Here is a 14,414-nt window from a genome sequence, read left to right on the forward strand (position 1 = left end):
GCGTCGTCACCGGCCTCGCCGACCACGAGGGTGTGGTCCTGCGTCCGCTGCGGTGGAGTCCCCGACCGCTGTCCCGCACGATGGTGCGCGAGGTCGCCGCGGTGCACCGCACCGGGCCCCTGCGCCGCGTCGTCCTGGAGTTCACCGACGGCGCCCGCAGCCAGGCCGTCGCGGCGTCCGCGCGCTGGACGGTGGCCCCGGCCCCCGCCGAGCGGGGGCCGATGCTCAGAGTGCGCCGAGGTAGAGCGGACCGGTCTCGTCGACGTCGACCAGCTGCGGTCCCAGCTGGGGCCCCAGGAACCGTTGCGCCAGAAGGCGGAACGCGCGGGCGTCGCCCGTCGAGGTGAACCGGTGCCGCGGCTGCGGCAGGTCGTCCGGCCGCAGCAGCTCGCGCGCCGCGAGCTCGCGGTAGACGTCGAACGCCGTCTCCTCCGCGCTGGAGACGAGGGTGACGTCGTCACCGACGACGCTGCGCAGCACCGCCATGAGCAGCGGGTAGTGCGTGCAGCCCAGGACGAGCGTGTCGACGTCGGCTGCGATCGCCGGCGCCAGGTACTCCCGCGCCGCCGTCAGCAGCTCCGGCCCGCTCGTCACCCCGCGCTCGACGAACTCGACGAAGGCCGGGCACGCCGCCGTCGTCAGCGCCAGGTGCGGCGCGGCGGCGAACGCGTCCTCGTAGGCGCGCGAGGAGATGGTCGCCCGGGTGCCGATGACCCCGACGCGGCCGTTGCGGGTGGCCCGCACGGCCCGGCGCACGGCCGGCTGGATGACCTCCACGACGGGGACGTCGTAGCGCTCGCGGGCGTCGCGGAGCATGGCCGCCGAGGCGGAGTTGCAGGCGATGACGAGCATCTTCACGCCCGACTCCACGAGCCGGTCGAGGACGTCGAGCGCGAGCCGGCGCACCTCGGCGATCGGCTTGGGCCCGTAGGGGGCGTGCGCGGTGTCCCCCACGTAGTGCACGGACTCGTGCGGCAGCTGGTCGAGCACCGCGCGGGCGACCGTGAGCCCGCCCACGCCGGAGTCGAAGACGCCGACCGGCAGTTCCCGGTCGGCGGTCACGAGAGGGACCTCACGAGCGTCTCCTGTAGGTGGGTGGTGAAGTCGTACACGGCCCACGCCCACCGGGCGGGGTCGTCCTCGGCGAGGTCGGCGTAGGCGTCGTGGTCGTCGCTGACACCGAGGCGGGTGCCGAGGGCGAGGCGGATGTCGTTGAGCGCCACGAGCCACGTCCGGGCCCCGTCGGCGTCGAGCTGGACGCGCCCGCCCTGCCCCACGACGGGGCCCAGCGTGGCCAGCATGGCCCGCGCGGCGGCGGCCTTGCGTTCGCGCAGCCCGCGTTCGGTGAAGCGGCGGAAGTCCGCCGAGGCCTGCGGGTCGTCGGCGGCGTAGGCGTTGGGCAGCAGCCGCTGCAGGACCTCGTCCTCCGGCGCCGTCGTCGGACCGTCGGCGCCGAGGTCGGGGACGTCCTCGAACCGGGGCAGGTCCTCGAGCCCGAGCTCGGCCGCCAGCGGGTCGACCCGGCGCACCGGGGGCTCGGGCACCTCGAGGAGCTCGACGACCTCGCGCGCGAGGGAGGCGAGGAGGTCGGCCTCGGAGACGTGCAGCGTGAGGGAGAACAGGCCGTGCCGGGACCGTCGGAAGGTGGCCACTCACTCGTCCTTCTGCAAGGTCGCCCACAGGCCGTAGCCGTGCATCGCCTCGACGTCGCGTTCCATGGACTCCCGCGTGCCGGAGCTCACCACGGCACGTCCCTTCTGGTGCACGTCCATCATGAGCGCCTCCGCCTTGGCCTCGGAGTACCCGAAGTGGGTGCGGAAGACGTACGTCACGTAGGACATGAGGTTCACCGGGTCGTTCCACACGAGGGTGACCCACGGGGTGTCCGGGCTGGTGGTGAGGTCGGCTTCCGGACGCTCGAGCTCGGTGGGAGCGGTCAGGACGACGGACACCCGTGCAGTCTAGGCAACCGGACGTGGCTAGATTCGCTGCATGGTGAGCACCGCCCTGCTGACGGACCACTACGAGCTGACGATGCTGCAGGCCGCGCTGTCCGACGGGACCGGCGACCGGGCCTGCACGTTCGAGGTCTTCGGCCGGCGGCTGCCGGACGGACGGCGGTACGGCGTGGTCGCCGGCACCGCCCGCGTCCTGGACGCGGTGCGCGACTTCACCTTCGACCCCGACCTGCTGACCGGGCTGCGCGGGGTCCTGGACGACCGGACGCTCGACTGGCTGGCCCGCTACCGCTTCTCCGGGTCCATCGAGGGGTACGCCGAGGGCGAGCTGTGGTTCCCCGGTTCCCCGATCCTCACCGTCACCGGGACCTTCGCCGAGGCGGTGGTGCTCGAGACGGTCGTGCTCTCGATCCTCAACCACGACTGCGCCATCGCCGCCGCCGCGGCCCGGATGGCGCAGGCCGCCGGGGAGCGCCCCCTCATCGAGATGGGCTCGCGCCGCACCCACGAGCACGCCGCCGTCGCCGCCTCCCGCGCGGCCTACCTCGCGGGGTTCACCTCCACGTCCAACCTGCAGGCCGGGGCGTCCTACGGGATCCCGACGTCGGGGACGTCCGCGCACGCCTTCACGCTGCTGCACGACACCGAGGCCGAGGCCTTCCGCGCCCAGGTCGACGCGCTCGGCGTCGGGACGACGCTGCTCGTCGACACCTACGACATCACCGCCGGCATCGCCACGGCCGTCGAGGTCGCCGGGCCGCAGCTCGGCGCCGTGCGCATCGACTCCGGCGACCTGGAGGTGCTCGCCGTCCAGGCGCGCGCGCAGCTGGACTCCCTGGGCGCCACCGGGACCCGCATCGTCGTCTCCGGCGACCTCGACGAGTACGCCCTCGCCGCCCTGCGCGCCGCACCCGTCGACGGGTACGGCGTCGGCACCTCGCTCGTGACGGGGTCCGGGGCGCCGACCGCGGGGCTGGTCTACAAGCTCGTCGAGGTGGACGGCCGACCGGTCGCGAAGCGCTCGACGTCGAAGGTGACGCAGGGCGGGCGCAAGACCGCCGTCCGGCGGCACCGGCCGACCGGCACCGCGACCGACGAGGTCCTCGGCGTCGGGTTCACCCCGCCGCGCGAGCCGAACGACCGGCCGCTGCAGGTGCCGATGGTCTCCGGCGGCGAACGGGTCGACGACCTGCCGGACCTGCAGGCCTCCCGCGAGCACCTGCGGCGCGCGCTGGTCACCCTGCCCTGGGACGGGCTCGCGCTGTCCAAGGGCGACCCGGCCATCCCCACCACCGTCCTGGCCTCGGAGCGGGAGGTGGCCCGGTGACGCGCGCACTCGTCGTCGTCGACGTCCAGAACGACTTCTGCCCCGGTGGGGCGCTCGCCGTCGCGGGCGGCGACGAGGTCGCCCGCGCCATCAGCCAGCTGCTGGCCCGCGACACCGGCGACGGCCGGGGCATCGCCTACGAGCACGTCGTCGCGACGCAGGACTTCCACATCGACCCCGGGACGCACTTCTCCGACACCCCGGACTTCGTCGACACCTGGCCGCCGCACTGCCGGGCCGGCTCGACCGGCGCGCTGCTGCACGACGACCTCGACACCGCCCGGGTGGAGGCCGTGTTCCGCAAGGGGCAGTACGCCGCGGCCTACTCCGGGTTCGAGGGGGTGTCCACCACCGTCACGCCCGAGGGCGGGGAGCTGGACACGGGTCTCGCGGACTGGTTGCGGGGCAAGGGGGTCGACGACGTCCACGTCGTCGGGCTGGCGACCGACCACTGCGTGCGCGCCACAGCGCTGGACGCGGCCCGCGCCGGCTTCCGCACGACCGTGCTGCTCGGGCTGACGGCCGGGATCTCGGCCGCCACCGTCGAGGCGGCCCTGGCCGAACTGCGCGAGCACGGGGTCGCCCTCGTCGGGGACCCCGTGCTCGAGGGCTGATCAGCGCTGCACCGTCAGCGCCGCACGACCACCGTGCGGGCCAGCTTGTCGTGCAGGGCCTGCTTGCGCTGGTCCCAGCAGGGCCAGAGGAAGTCCAGCAGCAGGTACAGCGGGATGATCTGGCCGAGCATGTCGCAGCCGACCCAGCGCGAGATGCACTGCAGCCAGCCCGGGTGACCGGGGCGGTTCCAGTCCCGGACGCGCAGGCGGAACAGCGCCTTCCCCGGCGTCGCGCCGTAGAAGCGCAGGGTCAGGACGGTGTAGACCGCGCTGACGGCGAGGTAGACGAACGTGAAGGTGCGCAGGGCGCTGCTCTGCGTCGCCAGGCCGACCTGGTCGACGTAGGCCTGCGTGTTGCCCGCCATCAGGGACTGCACGGCGGTGTCCATCAGGCTCGTCAGCGTCTGCAGCGGAGCCCAGCCGGCGATCGTGGCGATGACCGAGACGAGGACGTAGTCCACGATCCGCGCCAGCAGCCGCCACCCCAGCCCGCCGAGGGCCTGCCCGTCCGGCGTCGCGATGGCCTTGACCCCGGGCGCCGGGTACTGCGACGGCGGGTACTCCGGGTAGTGCTGCTGCGGGCCGGCGTAGGGGTTCGTGGGCGCCTTCGTCAGCGACGGGGCCTGCTGCTGGGCGTGGACGTGGTCGGTCCACCGCGACCCGTCCCACCAGCGCAGGTCGGTGCTGCGCGGGTCGGACGGGTCGGGGTACCACCCGGGGGGCGTGCTCATGGTCCGAAGCCTGCCAGGTGCTCAGGCCACGCCGAACTCGGCCGGGTCGATGCCCACGGCCTGGCAGATCTCGCGGACGGCCTTGCGCTCGGTGGGGTCGAAGTCCCCGTCGGCGCCCCCGATGACGACGCCCACCTGGACGACGGCGCGGGCCTGGTCGGGCTTGCTGCGCAGCTTGCCGACGGCCTGCAGCGCCTCGATCTTGCCGAAGTCGTAGTCGGCGCTGAGCTTGCCGCACCACTTGTCGAAGGACTCGCGCAGGTCACCGGCGTTGAAGACGGACAGGACGTCGTTGCTGGCGATGAAGGCCGCCGTCTTCTGGCGCTCCTCCGGCTCGATGCTGCCGTCGGCGGCGGCGATGAGCGCGCAGGTGGCCATGCTGGCCTCGGCGAAGTCCTTGCTCTTGAACTGCCCGACCTTGGTCTTGAGCTGGTCGCCCGCCAGGAGGCCCTTGCTCTTCAGGTTGTCCAGGAATCCCATGCCGGGGCAACGGACACCGCGCACGGGCGGTTCCACTCAGCTGAAGCGGCGGACGATCTCGGAGTTGCGGTCGGCCAGCAGCTGGCGCAGGGTCCGCCGCACGAACAGGACGTCGGCCACGCGGCCGAGCGGCCCGAACGGGGAGCTCCAGGACATCCGGTCGGTCATGATCGTCATGCCCGGGCCCTCGACCTCGAACGTGTGCTCGTGCCGGAAGCGTTCGAACGCCCCCGCGGCCATCTCGTCGACGAACCGCCGGGGCCGCTCGAGCTCGGTGATGTGCGAGGTGTGCGTCACGGGGAACCCGAGGATCCGCAACCGCCACTGGACCTTCTCCCCCAGCGCGATCCGGCCGCTCGTCCGGCCCGCCCCCTCGACCGCCCGGACCTTGAAGCGGCGGCCCGCCACCCGTTCGACGTCCAGGTCGAGGGACATCTCGAAGACCTCGGCGAGGGGGGCGCGGACCATGGTCCGCTGGACGATCTCGGGCACCTCAGCAACCTAGACCATGGACAGCAGGTGGTCCCGGCGTCGGCGCAGGACGTCGACGGAGGCCGACGCGGACGGCGGTCCGGGGACCGCGGAGCGCAGCTTGGAGTACACCGACGCGTGCGGCATGGCCCGGCCCGCGGCGACCCGGCCGACGAGGCCGTGGATCTCCTTGCGCAGCAGCGCCGCCGTGTGCCAGGTGGCGTCCTCCTGCTCGGGTTCGGCCGGACCGGCCTCCCCCTCGGCCTGGGCCTCCTCGACGGGACGGGCCGTGCGCTTGCGGATCTCGGCGTCGCGCTGGGCCAGCAGCGCGGCGGTCTGCTCCGGTGAGAGCAACCCGGGCAGCCCGAGGTAGTCCTCCTCCTCGACGCTGACGGGGGGCAGGTCCCCACCCGTGAGCGCCTTCCCGCCGTGCAGGACGTGGGCGAACTCGGCCTGGGCCTCGAGGGCCTCGTACTCCTTCTTCTCCCCCGGCTCCCGTTCGGGCGGGGGCAGCAGGTCCAGCCCGCCCTCGTCGACCTCGTCGGAGGTGACCGACGCCGGCGGCGGGATGACGTGGTTGCGGTCGCTCTCCATCTCCGCGGCCAGGGCCAGCAGCGGGCGGACGGCGGGCAGGAAGACGGTCGCGGACTCCCCCGGGACCCGGGAACGGACCACGCGGCCGACGGCCTGGGCGAAGAACAGCGGGGTCCGGTAGGAGGTCATCCACGCCAGGCAGGCGGCCCGGGGGACGTCGACGCCCTCGGAGATCATCCGGACGCAGACGACGAAGCGCTGGTCGGACTCGGCGAACTCGGAGATCTTCTGCGACGCCTTGGGGTCGTCGGACAGGACGAGCACCGGCTTCTCGCCCGTGACGCGCTGGACGATCTTGGCGTAGGCGCGGGCGTCGTCCTGGTCCGAGGCCAGCACCAGGCCCGCGGCGTCGTGCATGCCGTGCTCGCGCAGGTGGTTCAGCCGCTCGTCCATCGCGGCGATGACGTGCGGGACCCAGTCGCCGCGCGGGTCGAGCGCGGTCTTCCAGGCCAGCGACTCCACCGACTTCGTCGTGGCGTCGGACAGGGAGGCGGCGACGACCTCGCCGGCGGAGTTCCGCCAGCGCGAGACCCCGGTGTAGGCGGCGAAGACGACGGGCCGCACGACGCCGTCGGCGAGGGCGTCCTTGTAGCCGTACGTGAAGTCGGCGACGCTCTTCAGCCCGCCCTCGGACTCCACCGAGTCGTCCTCGACGTAGGCGACGAACGGGATGCGCTCGTCGACCTTGGTGCGGAACGGGGTCCCCGTCAGCGACAGCCGGCGGCGCGCGTCGCCGAAGGCCTCGAAGACGGCGTCGCCCCACGACAGCCCGTCGCCGGCGTGGTGGATCTCGTCCATGACGACGAGGGAGCGCTTGGCGGTGGCCCGGGCGCGGTGCAGCATCGGGTGCCCCGCGACCTGGGCGTACGTCGTGACGTAGCCCTTCATGTCGGGGCGCACGGGCCCGACGGCGTTCGTCATCGTGGGGTCGAGCTCGATGCCGGCGCGGTGCGCGGCCTCGGCCCACTGCGTGCGCAGGTGGTCGGTCGGGGCGACGACGACGACGCGGTCCACCCGGCGGGTGTCGAGCAGCCGCCGCGCGAGGGCCAGGGCGAAGGTCGTCTTGCCCGCGCCCGGGGTCGCCGTGACGAGGTAGTCGGCCGGTTCCTCGCGCTCGGGGTCGAAGTACTTCTCCAGCGCCGCGTTCTGCCACGCCCGCAGGGGGCGGGCCGCCGGGACGCCGGGGGCGTCGACGACGGGACCGGGGACGGTGCCGGAGAGGGCGAGCTGGGGTTCGTGGTCGGTCGTGCTCACGTCAGGACTTGTCGTCGCCGCCCTTGCCGCCACCGGAAAGGGACTCGTAGATCTCCTTGCAGGTGGGGCAGACGGGGAACCGCTTGGGGTCGCGGCCGGGCACCCACACCTTGCCGCACAACGCGATCACGGGGTCGCCCGAGAGGGCGGACTCCATGATCTTCTCCTTCTTGACGTAGTGCGCGAAGCGCTCGTGGTCCCCCGGGGACGCCTGCTCCTCGACCTGCTCCTCGCGGTCCAGCACCGCGGTGCGCGACGGGGCCGCGGGCGCCGTGGGCTGGGTCTGGAACGGGTCGTCGGTCGGCGAGCTCATGCCCGCAAGCGTACTTGTCCGCGGTGGGGGGCTCAGTTCATGGACACGTCGCGCGGGAAGCTCGCGACGAGCGCGAGGTCCCCGCCCTGGCGGCGCAGGACGTCCCCCCACAGGGCCTCCGGAGCGTCGCAGAACGCGTCGCGGGCCTCGGCCGGCAGCACGAACCAGGCACCCTCGGCGATCTCGCCCTCGAGCTGAGCCGCGCTCCACCCGGCGTACCCCGCGAAGATCCGCAGCCCGGCCAGCTCGTCGACGATGGTCTCCGGCGGCGTGTCGAGGTCGACCAGGCCCACCGAGCCGAGGCCCACGGAGCCGAAGACGCGCCGGACGCCGGCGGGGTCGGGGCGGTCGCCGGGGACGGCGACCAGGCCGAGGGCGGAGTCCAGCGCGACGGGCCCGCCCTGGAAGAGCTTGCCGGGGGCGGTGGCGAAGGGCTGCCAGCTCGGCAGGACGACGGCGACGTCGACGTCGAGCGGACGGTTGACGACGACCCCGAGGGCGCCGTCCTCGTCGTGGTTGAGGACGAGCACGACCGAGCGGGAGAAGTTGGGGTCGCTCAGCGACGGGGTCGCCAGCAGCAGGCGCCCCGTCAGGCTCGCGGTCTCGCTCACCCGTTCATCATGGCACCGGGGCGCCACCCGCCTTGGCGTAGTGAGAATCGTTCTCTACAGTCGGGGCGTGAACACCTGGCTGCTGGTCCCCGCCGAGGAGGTCGGACTGCTCGCCCGGCTCCGTCCCGCCGTCCGCCGCACCCCCGACGGCGTGCTCGTGGCGCTCGACAGCCCGCCCCCGGTGGCCGGCGCCCAGCTCGGGCTGGCCACGGACGGCACGCTGCTCTGGTACGGCGGCGGCTTCACCGCCGCCGAAGTGCAGACGCTCGTCGAGCACGTCCGGCTCGGCCGCCTGCACGAGCTCGGCCTCGTCCTCGGGCACCGGCGGCTGCGGACGCGCCTCAGTCGTGGCGGTGGCGCCGCTTCTCCTCGTACATGCGACGGTCGGCGCTCGCGAGGACCTCGGCCGTCGAGCGCGTGAGGTCGTCCTGGACGAGACCGACGCTGCAGCGCACGGGCACGGCGCGGTGGTCGGGCAGCTCGAGGGGCACGTCGGCGACGGCCTCGCGCAGCCGCCGGCCCAGGGCTCCCGGGTCGACGTCGCCGGCCTCGACGAGCACCACGAACTCGTCCCCGCCGAAGCGCGCGACGGTGTCCCCCGCGCGCGACGTGCCGGCCAGGCGGCCGGCGATGCGGACGAGGGCCTGGTCGCCGACGAGGTGACCGTGCTCGTCGTTCAGCTGCTTGAGGTCGTCGACGTCGCAGAAGGCCACGACGGGGACGGCCCCGCTGCGGCGCGCCCGTGAGCGGGCGAGCTCCCACCGGTCCTCGAACAGCTCCCGCGTGGGCAGCCCGGTCAGCCGGTCGTGCGTGGCCCGGTGGGCGAGGTCGCGGGTCCGCTCGACGTGCTGGGTGACGTCCCAGCACGACAGGCTCAGCACCCCGTCGGGCGTCCCGCCGCCGACGAGCACCTCGACCGTGACGTCGCGCCCGTCCATGCCCCGCCAGCGCCACTCGTGGGCCGTGCGGTCGTCGCGGGCCCCCCGGTCCAGGGTCGCGACGACGTCGGCGAGGTCCTCGGGGTGCACGACCTCGGCCAACGGCCGGTCCAGCAGGCCGTCGAAGAGGTCCGTGGCGGCGCGGTTGGCCCACGCGGCGCGCCACCCCGAGGGTCCGCGGTCGACCAGGACCGTCGCCAGCGGCGAGTCCTCCACGAGGCGCCGGTAGTCGGCGTCCTGCACTGCGGTTCCCCCTCGCGTCCCCGGCCCGGACGGCCGGTGTCCACAGACCGTACGAGGCGCAGGCACACGGTGCGGCCCGAGTCCGGGATCATCGCCGACACGGCGGACACGCTGCGACGCAGCGTGTCCGGCGATGACTCAGCGAGAGGCGCACGACGCGACGAGCGGCCGGCTGGCCCGCGCGGCCAGCAGCACCAGCGCCGCGCCGACGACGGCGCACCCGAGGAACCAGAGCACCCCCACCGGCGCGGCCTGCAGCAGGCCCAGCACCGGCGAGATCACGAGGAGCGAGAGCGCCGCCGCTCCCCCCATCGTCACCAGGAGCGGGATCCACGTCTCCCGGGCCCGCGCGGTGTGCAGGACGCCCAGGTCGGTCCCGGCCAGGTGCAGCATCCGGTAGCGGGACCGGGAGTCCAGCACGCGCGAGGCCTGCGTGACGCCCGTGGAGACGGCCGCCAGCACCGCGGAGATGACGAGCGTGACCGCCGCCCCGGTCCCGATGTCGACGGCGAGTCGGTCCGCCGCGTCCTCCCCCTGGGTCAGACCCGGGACGACGCTGAGGCAGCCCGCCACGAAGGTGACCAGCGAGATGCCCCCCACGCTGCGCCACACCGACCTCGGGTCCTCGGCCATGCGCCGCGCGGCCAGCAGCGTCTCGACGTTGCGCGCCCGGGCGGCCAGGACGCGTCCCAGCAGCGAGACGAACAGCGGGCCGACGAGGTTGAAGAGCGCGAACGCGCCCGCCAGCAGCCCGACGAGGACGAGGACCCCGACGGCCGCGCCCAGCCCGAAGAGGACGCTGCTCGCGTTGAAGGCGGCGACGAAGGCGGCCCCGAGGGCCAGGACCGGCAGCACGCGGACCCAGCTGAGCCCCTCCTGCGGCAACCGCTGCGCCACGCCCAGCGGCGTGACGACGACGCGTCGCAGGCTGACCAGGCAGGACAGCAGCGCGACGGCGAGCACCGCGGCGACCGTCGCGAGCACCGGCACGACGCCCAGGCGCAGCTCGGCGACGTCGAACGTCCGGCCCTGGAACCGCAGCTGGGCCACGACCGGGAGGGTCGCCACGGCGAGCGCGACCCCGGCGACCGCCCCGGCCAGGGCCTGCGCCCCGGCGTCCAGGAGGGCGACGAGGGTGGTCTGCGCGCTGGTGGCACCCGCGAGCCGCAGCCGCGAGAGCCGCTCGTCGCGGCGGGCGATCGTGAGGCGGGCGGCCGCGGCCCCGAGGGTCGCAGTCGGGACGACGAGCAGCGCCACCGCGACCCACGACAGGAACGGGTACGTCGGGTCGGCGCCCGGCAGCTGGGCCCGCGCCTGGAAGGCCTGCACCCCGCCCGCGACGGTCAGCACCGCCCACGTCGTGACGCCGAAGGCCGTGACCGCGAGCACCGTCGGCAGCCGGGTCTCGGCGTGGGTGTGCCGGACCAGGGACCACCACAGGCGGACAGCGCTCACCGGGCCACCCCCGCTGCGGACGTGGCGGGAGCGGTGAACTCGGAGACCACCCGGCCGTCGCGCATCGCGATGGTCCGGTCGCACCAGCGGGCGACGCCCGCGTCGTGCGTGACGACGACGAGCGCGGCCCCGTGCTCGCGGGTCGCCGACGTCAGCAGGTCCAGCACCTCCCGGCCGGTGGCCTGGTCGAGCGCACCGGTCGGCTCGTCGGCGAAGACGACCTTCGGACTGCCCACGAGGGCGCGCGCGATCGCCACCCGCTGCGCCTGCCCGCCGGACAGCTCCCCCGGGCGGCGCCGCTCCATCCCGGCCAGGCCGAGACGGCGCAGCAATCCGCCGGCCCGCTCGGTCGCAGCCGCGCGCGAAGCCCCCGCCAGCAGCAGCGGCAGGGCGGCGTTCTCCTCCGCCGGCAGCTCCGAGAGGAGCTGACCGGACTGGAAGACGAACCCGAAGTCGGTGCGCCGCAGTCTGGTGCGCTGGGCGTCGGAGAGGGCGAGCAGGTCGGCGCCCGCGAGGTCGACAGCCCCGGCCGTGGGGCGCAGGATGCCGGCGAGGACGTGGAGGAGGGTGGTCTTGCCCGAGCCGGAAGGGCCCATGACGGCGACGGACTCCCCCGCGCCGACGCGGACGTCGACCCCGTCGAGGGCGCGGGTGGATCCGTAGGTCATGACGAGACCGCGGGCGGTGAGGATGTCCATGGCTCGAGCCTGCCGCGCGGGCCCCGCGCACCGCGTCGGAGCGCGGGCGGAACCCACCGGACGCACGTCCGCCCGGGGGCGTACGCCCCCGGGCGGGTGGTGTGGTGGAGATGGCGGGAATCGAACCCGCGTCCGTCAGCGTGGTACCAGGGCTTCTCCGGGTGCATCCTGTTCAGCGGTCTGCTCGGCCCCGATGCTCACACAGGCATGTCATCGCCGGGCCCAGCCGCGTTTGATGTCCCTCTCACGTACGCGACCTCCGTGAGAGGTGAGCCCCCTAGCTGATGCCAGGACCCGGGGCGGGAGCACACCCGGGCTGACAGAGTCGCACTCGCTCAGGCGGCGAGGGCGAACTCGGTGCGCTTGGAATCGGCACCTATTGGTTTGCATGGATCGTTGACGAGATGACCATGCATCCTCGACCCGCTTCCCCTGGCTCGACGACCAACGTCGAAACCTGTCATCCCCATGTTGAGTTGTGCGTCCAGCTTACCGTGCAACGGCGGGACCGTCGCACGCATTCCGCTCGTCACCAGGAACCGCCACCGCCACCGCCCGCGGCGCCGCCGGAGTAGGAGGCCCCGCCGGAGGTGCTCGCCGTCGAGGGAGGAGCGGCCGTGAGGGCGTCGGAGGTGCTGGCGGAGAAGCCGCCCATCGTCCCCGCGAAGAGGCCGACGTTGAAGGTCGAGCTGCTCGCGGCCCGCCCCGCGTACCAGGCCGGCGCCGACGGCGGCGCCTCCCGGAAGCCGGCGGCCCACCGTTGCGTCGCACCGAGGGCGACGGCGTACGGCAGGAGACGGGTCGAGCGGTCACCGACACCCCCGGCGAGGGCGTCCCGGAAGTCCGCGGCCCGCGCCCGCACGTCCCGACCGGCCGCGGTCCGCGGTTCGGCCGTGGCGGTGGCCACGACGGCGAGGAGGACACCCACGGCCACGACCGCGAGCCCGACGAGCGCGGCCGACGTCCAGACTGCGAGCGCCACCGTGACGAGCACGCCCGCCACCGCGACGGCGAGCCCCGCCCCGAGGCGCCGCAGGACCACCCGCGACGGGCGGGACGTGAACAAGCCGCGGGCCACCGCGTCGTCCTCGAGGAATTCCTTGGTGAGCTGGGTGCCGGCCCGGGCGGTGGTGCGGACGGCCGACAGCGTCGTCGACGTGGCCCCCTCGTCGAAGACCGTGTCGAGCAGACGCTGCTCGGCGCGGGAGGGCTTGTCGGTCGTCGTCCGTCGCTCGAGCACCCAGTCCTCCGTCGCACCGTCCGGGTCGTCGCCAGGCACCTCGGCGATGGTCAGGTGCTCGCGCTCCGCCAGGTGCAGCAGGGTCGCGACGACGTCCTCGTCCCGCGCGTGACCGTGCACCACGGCTCCCACGACCCCCGGTGGCAGGCTCGTGACGTCGACCGTCGCGGGGCCCGCGGGTGGGGTCCGGCGACGTAGGCCGAGAGCCACCGCGAGGCCGGCCAGCAGGACCGCACCGGTGCCGCCGAGGGTGGCGGGCGTGGCGGCGAAGGCCCGCGCCGGGCTGAAGGTGTCGACCAGCAGCGGGGGCGCGGGGTCCACGGCACCGGACGCCGGGACGGCGGAGACGGTGACGCCCTCCTCGGCGTCCAGGCCCTGCACGGTGGCCGTCGCCTCGCCGCCTGTGGTCCGCACCTCGCACGTGGTGGTGCTGCCCTCCGACCCCCGGAAGCAGCGGACGTCCTGCAGGTCGCCGGGTGCCCGCAGGACGACGTCGGCCCGGGTGATCGGCACCTGCCACCCCGCACCGACGGCGTCCCAGGCGATCTGCGTCGACCCGTCGGGCCGTCGGTCCGCCACCGCGGGGACGGTGTAGGTGAGGACGTACGTCTGACGTCCGGTGACGTCGTCGCGGTCCGGGTCGCCGATCCTGACGTCGAGCAGGTCGCCGTCGCGCTCGCTCTGCACCTGCGTCGCTGCACCGGTGGGACTGCTCACCCGCAGGTCGCGGACGGGGTAGCTGCGGTCGTGCGTCTGGTCGTACCGCGCCCGGACGGGCAGGACGCGTTCGAGGCCGTGGTGGCCGTCGGACCCGAAGTCGTAGGTGATCTCCTCACGCACGGCCAGGGACCCGTCGCGGGCCAGCGTGAGCTCGGTGCTCAGACGGTCGATGCGCTCACCGTCGTCCGCAGCCGCCGGGACCGCCAGCGGGCCGGCGACGAGCAGGGCCGCGCCGACGGCGCCGAGCAGTGCGGTGCGCATCGGCGCAGCGTCAGCGGTTCTGCCGGTACGACATCGCGCGTTCGGCCTCGCGGCGGTCCTGCCGCTCGCGCAGGGCGTGCCGCTTGTCGTAGTTCTTCTTGCCTCGCGCCAGGCCGATCTCGACCTTGACCCGGCCGTCGACGAAGTACAGCGCCAGCGGCACGATCGTCAGCCCGGACTCGCGGACCTTCCCGGCCCACTTGTCGATCTCGGCGCGGTGCAGCAGCAGCTTCCGCTTGCGGCGCGGCGTGTGGTTCGTCCAGGTCCCCTGGACGTACTCGGGGATGTGGACGCCCTCGAGCCACATCTCGCCCCGGTCGATGTGGGCGAAGCCGTCGACGAGGGAGGCCCGGCCCATCCGCAGGGCCTTCACCTCGGTGCCCATGAGGCTGACGCCGGCCTCGTAGACGTCGTCGATGAAGTAGTCGTGGCGCGCCTTGCGGTTGCTGGCGATGACCTTGCGCCCGGTTTCGCGCGGCACGTCGTCCCTCCTGGCTGTCTGGCTG

General features: G+C 74.1%; 17 protein-coding genes and 1 other RNA gene. 3 read left to right on the forward strand and 15 right to left on the reverse strand.

Annotated features, from left to right (window positions below):
* Window positions 1–225: 225 nt before the first annotated feature.
* Genes murI through clpS form a run of 3 tightly spaced genes read right to left on the reverse strand, consistent with a single transcriptional unit; the run spans window position 226 to window position 1,952 of the window.
* Window positions 226–1,062 carry a glutamate racemase gene (gene murI, locus ACFEMC_RS15990; RefSeq protein ID WP_380170557.1) on the reverse strand — a complete coding sequence of 279 codons (837 nt, stop codon included), beginning with the start codon at window positions 1,060–1,062 and terminating at the stop codon, window positions 226–228.
* Window positions 1,059–1,652 carry a DUF2017 domain-containing protein gene (locus tag ACFEMC_RS15995; RefSeq protein WP_380170558.1) on the reverse strand — a complete coding sequence of 198 codons (594 nt, stop codon included), beginning with the start codon at window positions 1,650–1,652 and terminating at the stop codon, window positions 1,059–1,061. The genes murI and ACFEMC_RS15995 overlap by 4 nt, the downstream gene beginning before the upstream one ends.
* Entirely contained in the window at window positions 1,653–1,952 is a 300-nt protein-coding gene (clpS, locus tag ACFEMC_RS16000) for an ATP-dependent Clp protease adapter ClpS (RefSeq protein ID WP_367639174.1), read from the reverse strand.
* Window positions 1,953–1,992: 40 nt separating this feature from the next.
* Here clpS and ACFEMC_RS16005 point away from each other — a divergent pair, with 40 nt between their 5' ends.
* Together ACFEMC_RS16005 and ACFEMC_RS16010 are read left to right on the forward strand one after the other, a co-directional pair.
* Window positions 1,993–3,285: a nicotinate phosphoribosyltransferase gene (locus ACFEMC_RS16005; protein ID WP_380170559.1), complete on the forward strand. Its 1,293-nt coding sequence runs from the start codon at window positions 1,993–1,995 to the stop codon at window positions 3,283–3,285.
* On the forward strand, window positions 3,282–3,899 hold the full coding sequence (locus ACFEMC_RS16010; protein ID WP_380170560.1) for a nicotinamidase: 618 nt from the start codon (window positions 3,282–3,284) through the stop codon (window positions 3,897–3,899). Before ACFEMC_RS16005 ends, ACFEMC_RS16010 begins: the two co-directional genes overlap by 4 nt.
* Before the next feature lie 14 nt (window positions 3,900–3,913).
* Here the strand turns inward: ACFEMC_RS16010 and ACFEMC_RS16015 are convergent, their stop codons facing one another.
* The 6 genes from ACFEMC_RS16015 to ACFEMC_RS16040 are packed head-to-tail and all read right to left on the reverse strand — an operon-like array spanning window position 3,914 to window position 8,353.
* Window positions 3,914–4,630, reverse strand: a complete 717-nt coding sequence (locus ACFEMC_RS16015; protein WP_380170561.1) for an RDD family protein — start codon at window positions 4,628–4,630, stop codon at window positions 3,914–3,916.
* A gap of 21 nt (window positions 4,631–4,651) precedes the next feature.
* Window positions 4,652–5,110: a tellurite resistance TerB family protein gene (locus ACFEMC_RS16020; RefSeq protein WP_380170562.1), complete on the reverse strand. Its 459-nt coding sequence runs from the start codon at window positions 5,108–5,110 to the stop codon at window positions 4,652–4,654.
* 36 nt (window positions 5,111–5,146) lie between these two features.
* The gene (locus ACFEMC_RS16025) at window positions 5,147–5,602 is read right to left on the reverse strand and encodes an SRPBCC family protein (protein WP_380170563.1); all 456 of its coding nucleotides are present in this window, start codon (window positions 5,600–5,602) and stop codon (window positions 5,147–5,149) included.
* Window positions 5,603–5,611: 9 nt separating this feature from the next.
* Entirely contained in the window at window positions 5,612–7,429 is a 1,818-nt protein-coding gene (locus ACFEMC_RS16030) for a DEAD/DEAH box helicase (protein WP_380170564.1), read from the reverse strand.
* Window position 7,430: 1 nt separating this feature from the next.
* Window positions 7,431–7,742 carry a DUF3039 domain-containing protein gene (locus ACFEMC_RS16035; RefSeq protein ID WP_367639168.1) on the reverse strand — a complete coding sequence of 104 codons (312 nt, stop codon included), beginning with the start codon at window positions 7,740–7,742 and terminating at the stop codon, window positions 7,431–7,433.
* A 32-nt stretch (window positions 7,743–7,774) separates the two neighbouring features.
* Entirely contained in the window at window positions 7,775–8,353 is a 579-nt protein-coding gene (locus ACFEMC_RS16040; protein ID WP_367639167.1) for a YqgE/AlgH family protein, read from the reverse strand.
* A 67-nt stretch (window positions 8,354–8,420) separates the two neighbouring features.
* Here ACFEMC_RS16040 and ACFEMC_RS16045 point away from each other — a divergent pair, with 67 nt between their 5' ends.
* Window positions 8,421–8,774: a hypothetical protein gene (locus ACFEMC_RS16045; protein ID WP_380170565.1), complete on the forward strand. Its 354-nt coding sequence runs from the start codon at window positions 8,421–8,423 to the stop codon at window positions 8,772–8,774.
* Here the strand turns inward: ACFEMC_RS16045 and ACFEMC_RS16050 are convergent.
* The 6 genes from ACFEMC_RS16050 to smpB all read right to left on the reverse strand — a co-directional run bounded on the left by ACFEMC_RS16050 (window position 8,695) and on the right by smpB (window position 14,389).
* Window positions 8,695–9,534 carry a GGDEF domain-containing protein gene (locus tag ACFEMC_RS16050; protein WP_380170566.1) on the reverse strand — a complete coding sequence of 280 codons (840 nt, stop codon included), beginning with the start codon at window positions 9,532–9,534 and terminating at the stop codon, window positions 8,695–8,697. The two genes, ACFEMC_RS16045 and ACFEMC_RS16050, sit on opposite strands and share 80 nt — an antisense overlap.
* Window positions 9,535–9,672: 138 nt before the next feature.
* Window positions 9,673–10,989 carry a hypothetical protein gene (locus ACFEMC_RS16055; RefSeq protein WP_380170567.1) on the reverse strand — a complete coding sequence of 439 codons (1,317 nt, stop codon included), beginning with the start codon at window positions 10,987–10,989 and terminating at the stop codon, window positions 9,673–9,675.
* A complete protein-coding gene (locus ACFEMC_RS16060; protein ID WP_380170568.1) occupies window positions 10,986–11,687 on the reverse strand; it encodes an ABC transporter ATP-binding protein in 702 nt (233 codons plus the stop codon). Before ACFEMC_RS16060 ends, ACFEMC_RS16055 begins: the two co-directional genes overlap by 4 nt.
* A 102-nt stretch (window positions 11,688–11,789) precedes the next feature.
* Window positions 11,790–12,155, reverse strand: a transfer-messenger RNA (tmRNA) gene (gene ssrA, locus ACFEMC_RS16065).
* A 61-nt stretch (window positions 12,156–12,216) separates the two neighbouring features.
* Window positions 12,217–13,908, reverse strand: a complete 1,692-nt coding sequence (locus tag ACFEMC_RS16070; protein ID WP_380170569.1) for a DUF2207 domain-containing protein — start codon at window positions 13,906–13,908, stop codon at window positions 12,217–12,219.
* A gap of 10 nt (window positions 13,909–13,918) precedes the next feature.
* A complete protein-coding gene (smpB, locus tag ACFEMC_RS16075) occupies window positions 13,919–14,389 on the reverse strand; it encodes an SsrA-binding protein SmpB (RefSeq protein WP_367639161.1) in 471 nt (156 codons plus the stop codon).
* Between the last annotated feature and the right edge of the window lie 25 nt (window positions 14,390–14,414).

This window comes from Kineococcus sp. DHX-1 (genome assembly GCF_042473625.1).
Classification (GTDB): domain Bacteria; phylum Actinomycetota; class Actinomycetes; order Actinomycetales; family Kineococcaceae; genus Kineococcus.

Coding starts and splice junctions, on each gene's coding strand:
- ACFEMC_RS16035 (WP_367639168.1), bottom strand. CDS start 7,742: ATGAGCTCGCCGACCGACGACCCGTTCCAGACCCAGCCCACGGCGCCC.
- ACFEMC_RS16060 (WP_380170568.1), bottom strand. CDS start 11,687: ATGGACATCCTCACCGCCCGCGGTCTCGTCATGACCTACGGATCCACC.
- ACFEMC_RS16020 (WP_380170562.1), bottom strand. CDS start 5,110: ATGGGATTCCTGGACAACCTGAAGAGCAAGGGCCTCCTGGCGGGCGAC.
- ACFEMC_RS16015 (WP_380170561.1), bottom strand. CDS start 4,630: ATGAGCACGCCCCCCGGGTGGTACCCCGACCCGTCCGACCCGCGCAGC.
- ACFEMC_RS16005 (WP_380170559.1), top strand. CDS start 1,993: ATGGTGAGCACCGCCCTGCTGACGGACCACTACGAGCTGACGATGCTG.
- ACFEMC_RS16070 (WP_380170569.1), bottom strand. CDS start 13,908: ATGCGCACCGCACTGCTCGGCGCCGTCGGCGCGGCCCTGCTCGTCGCC.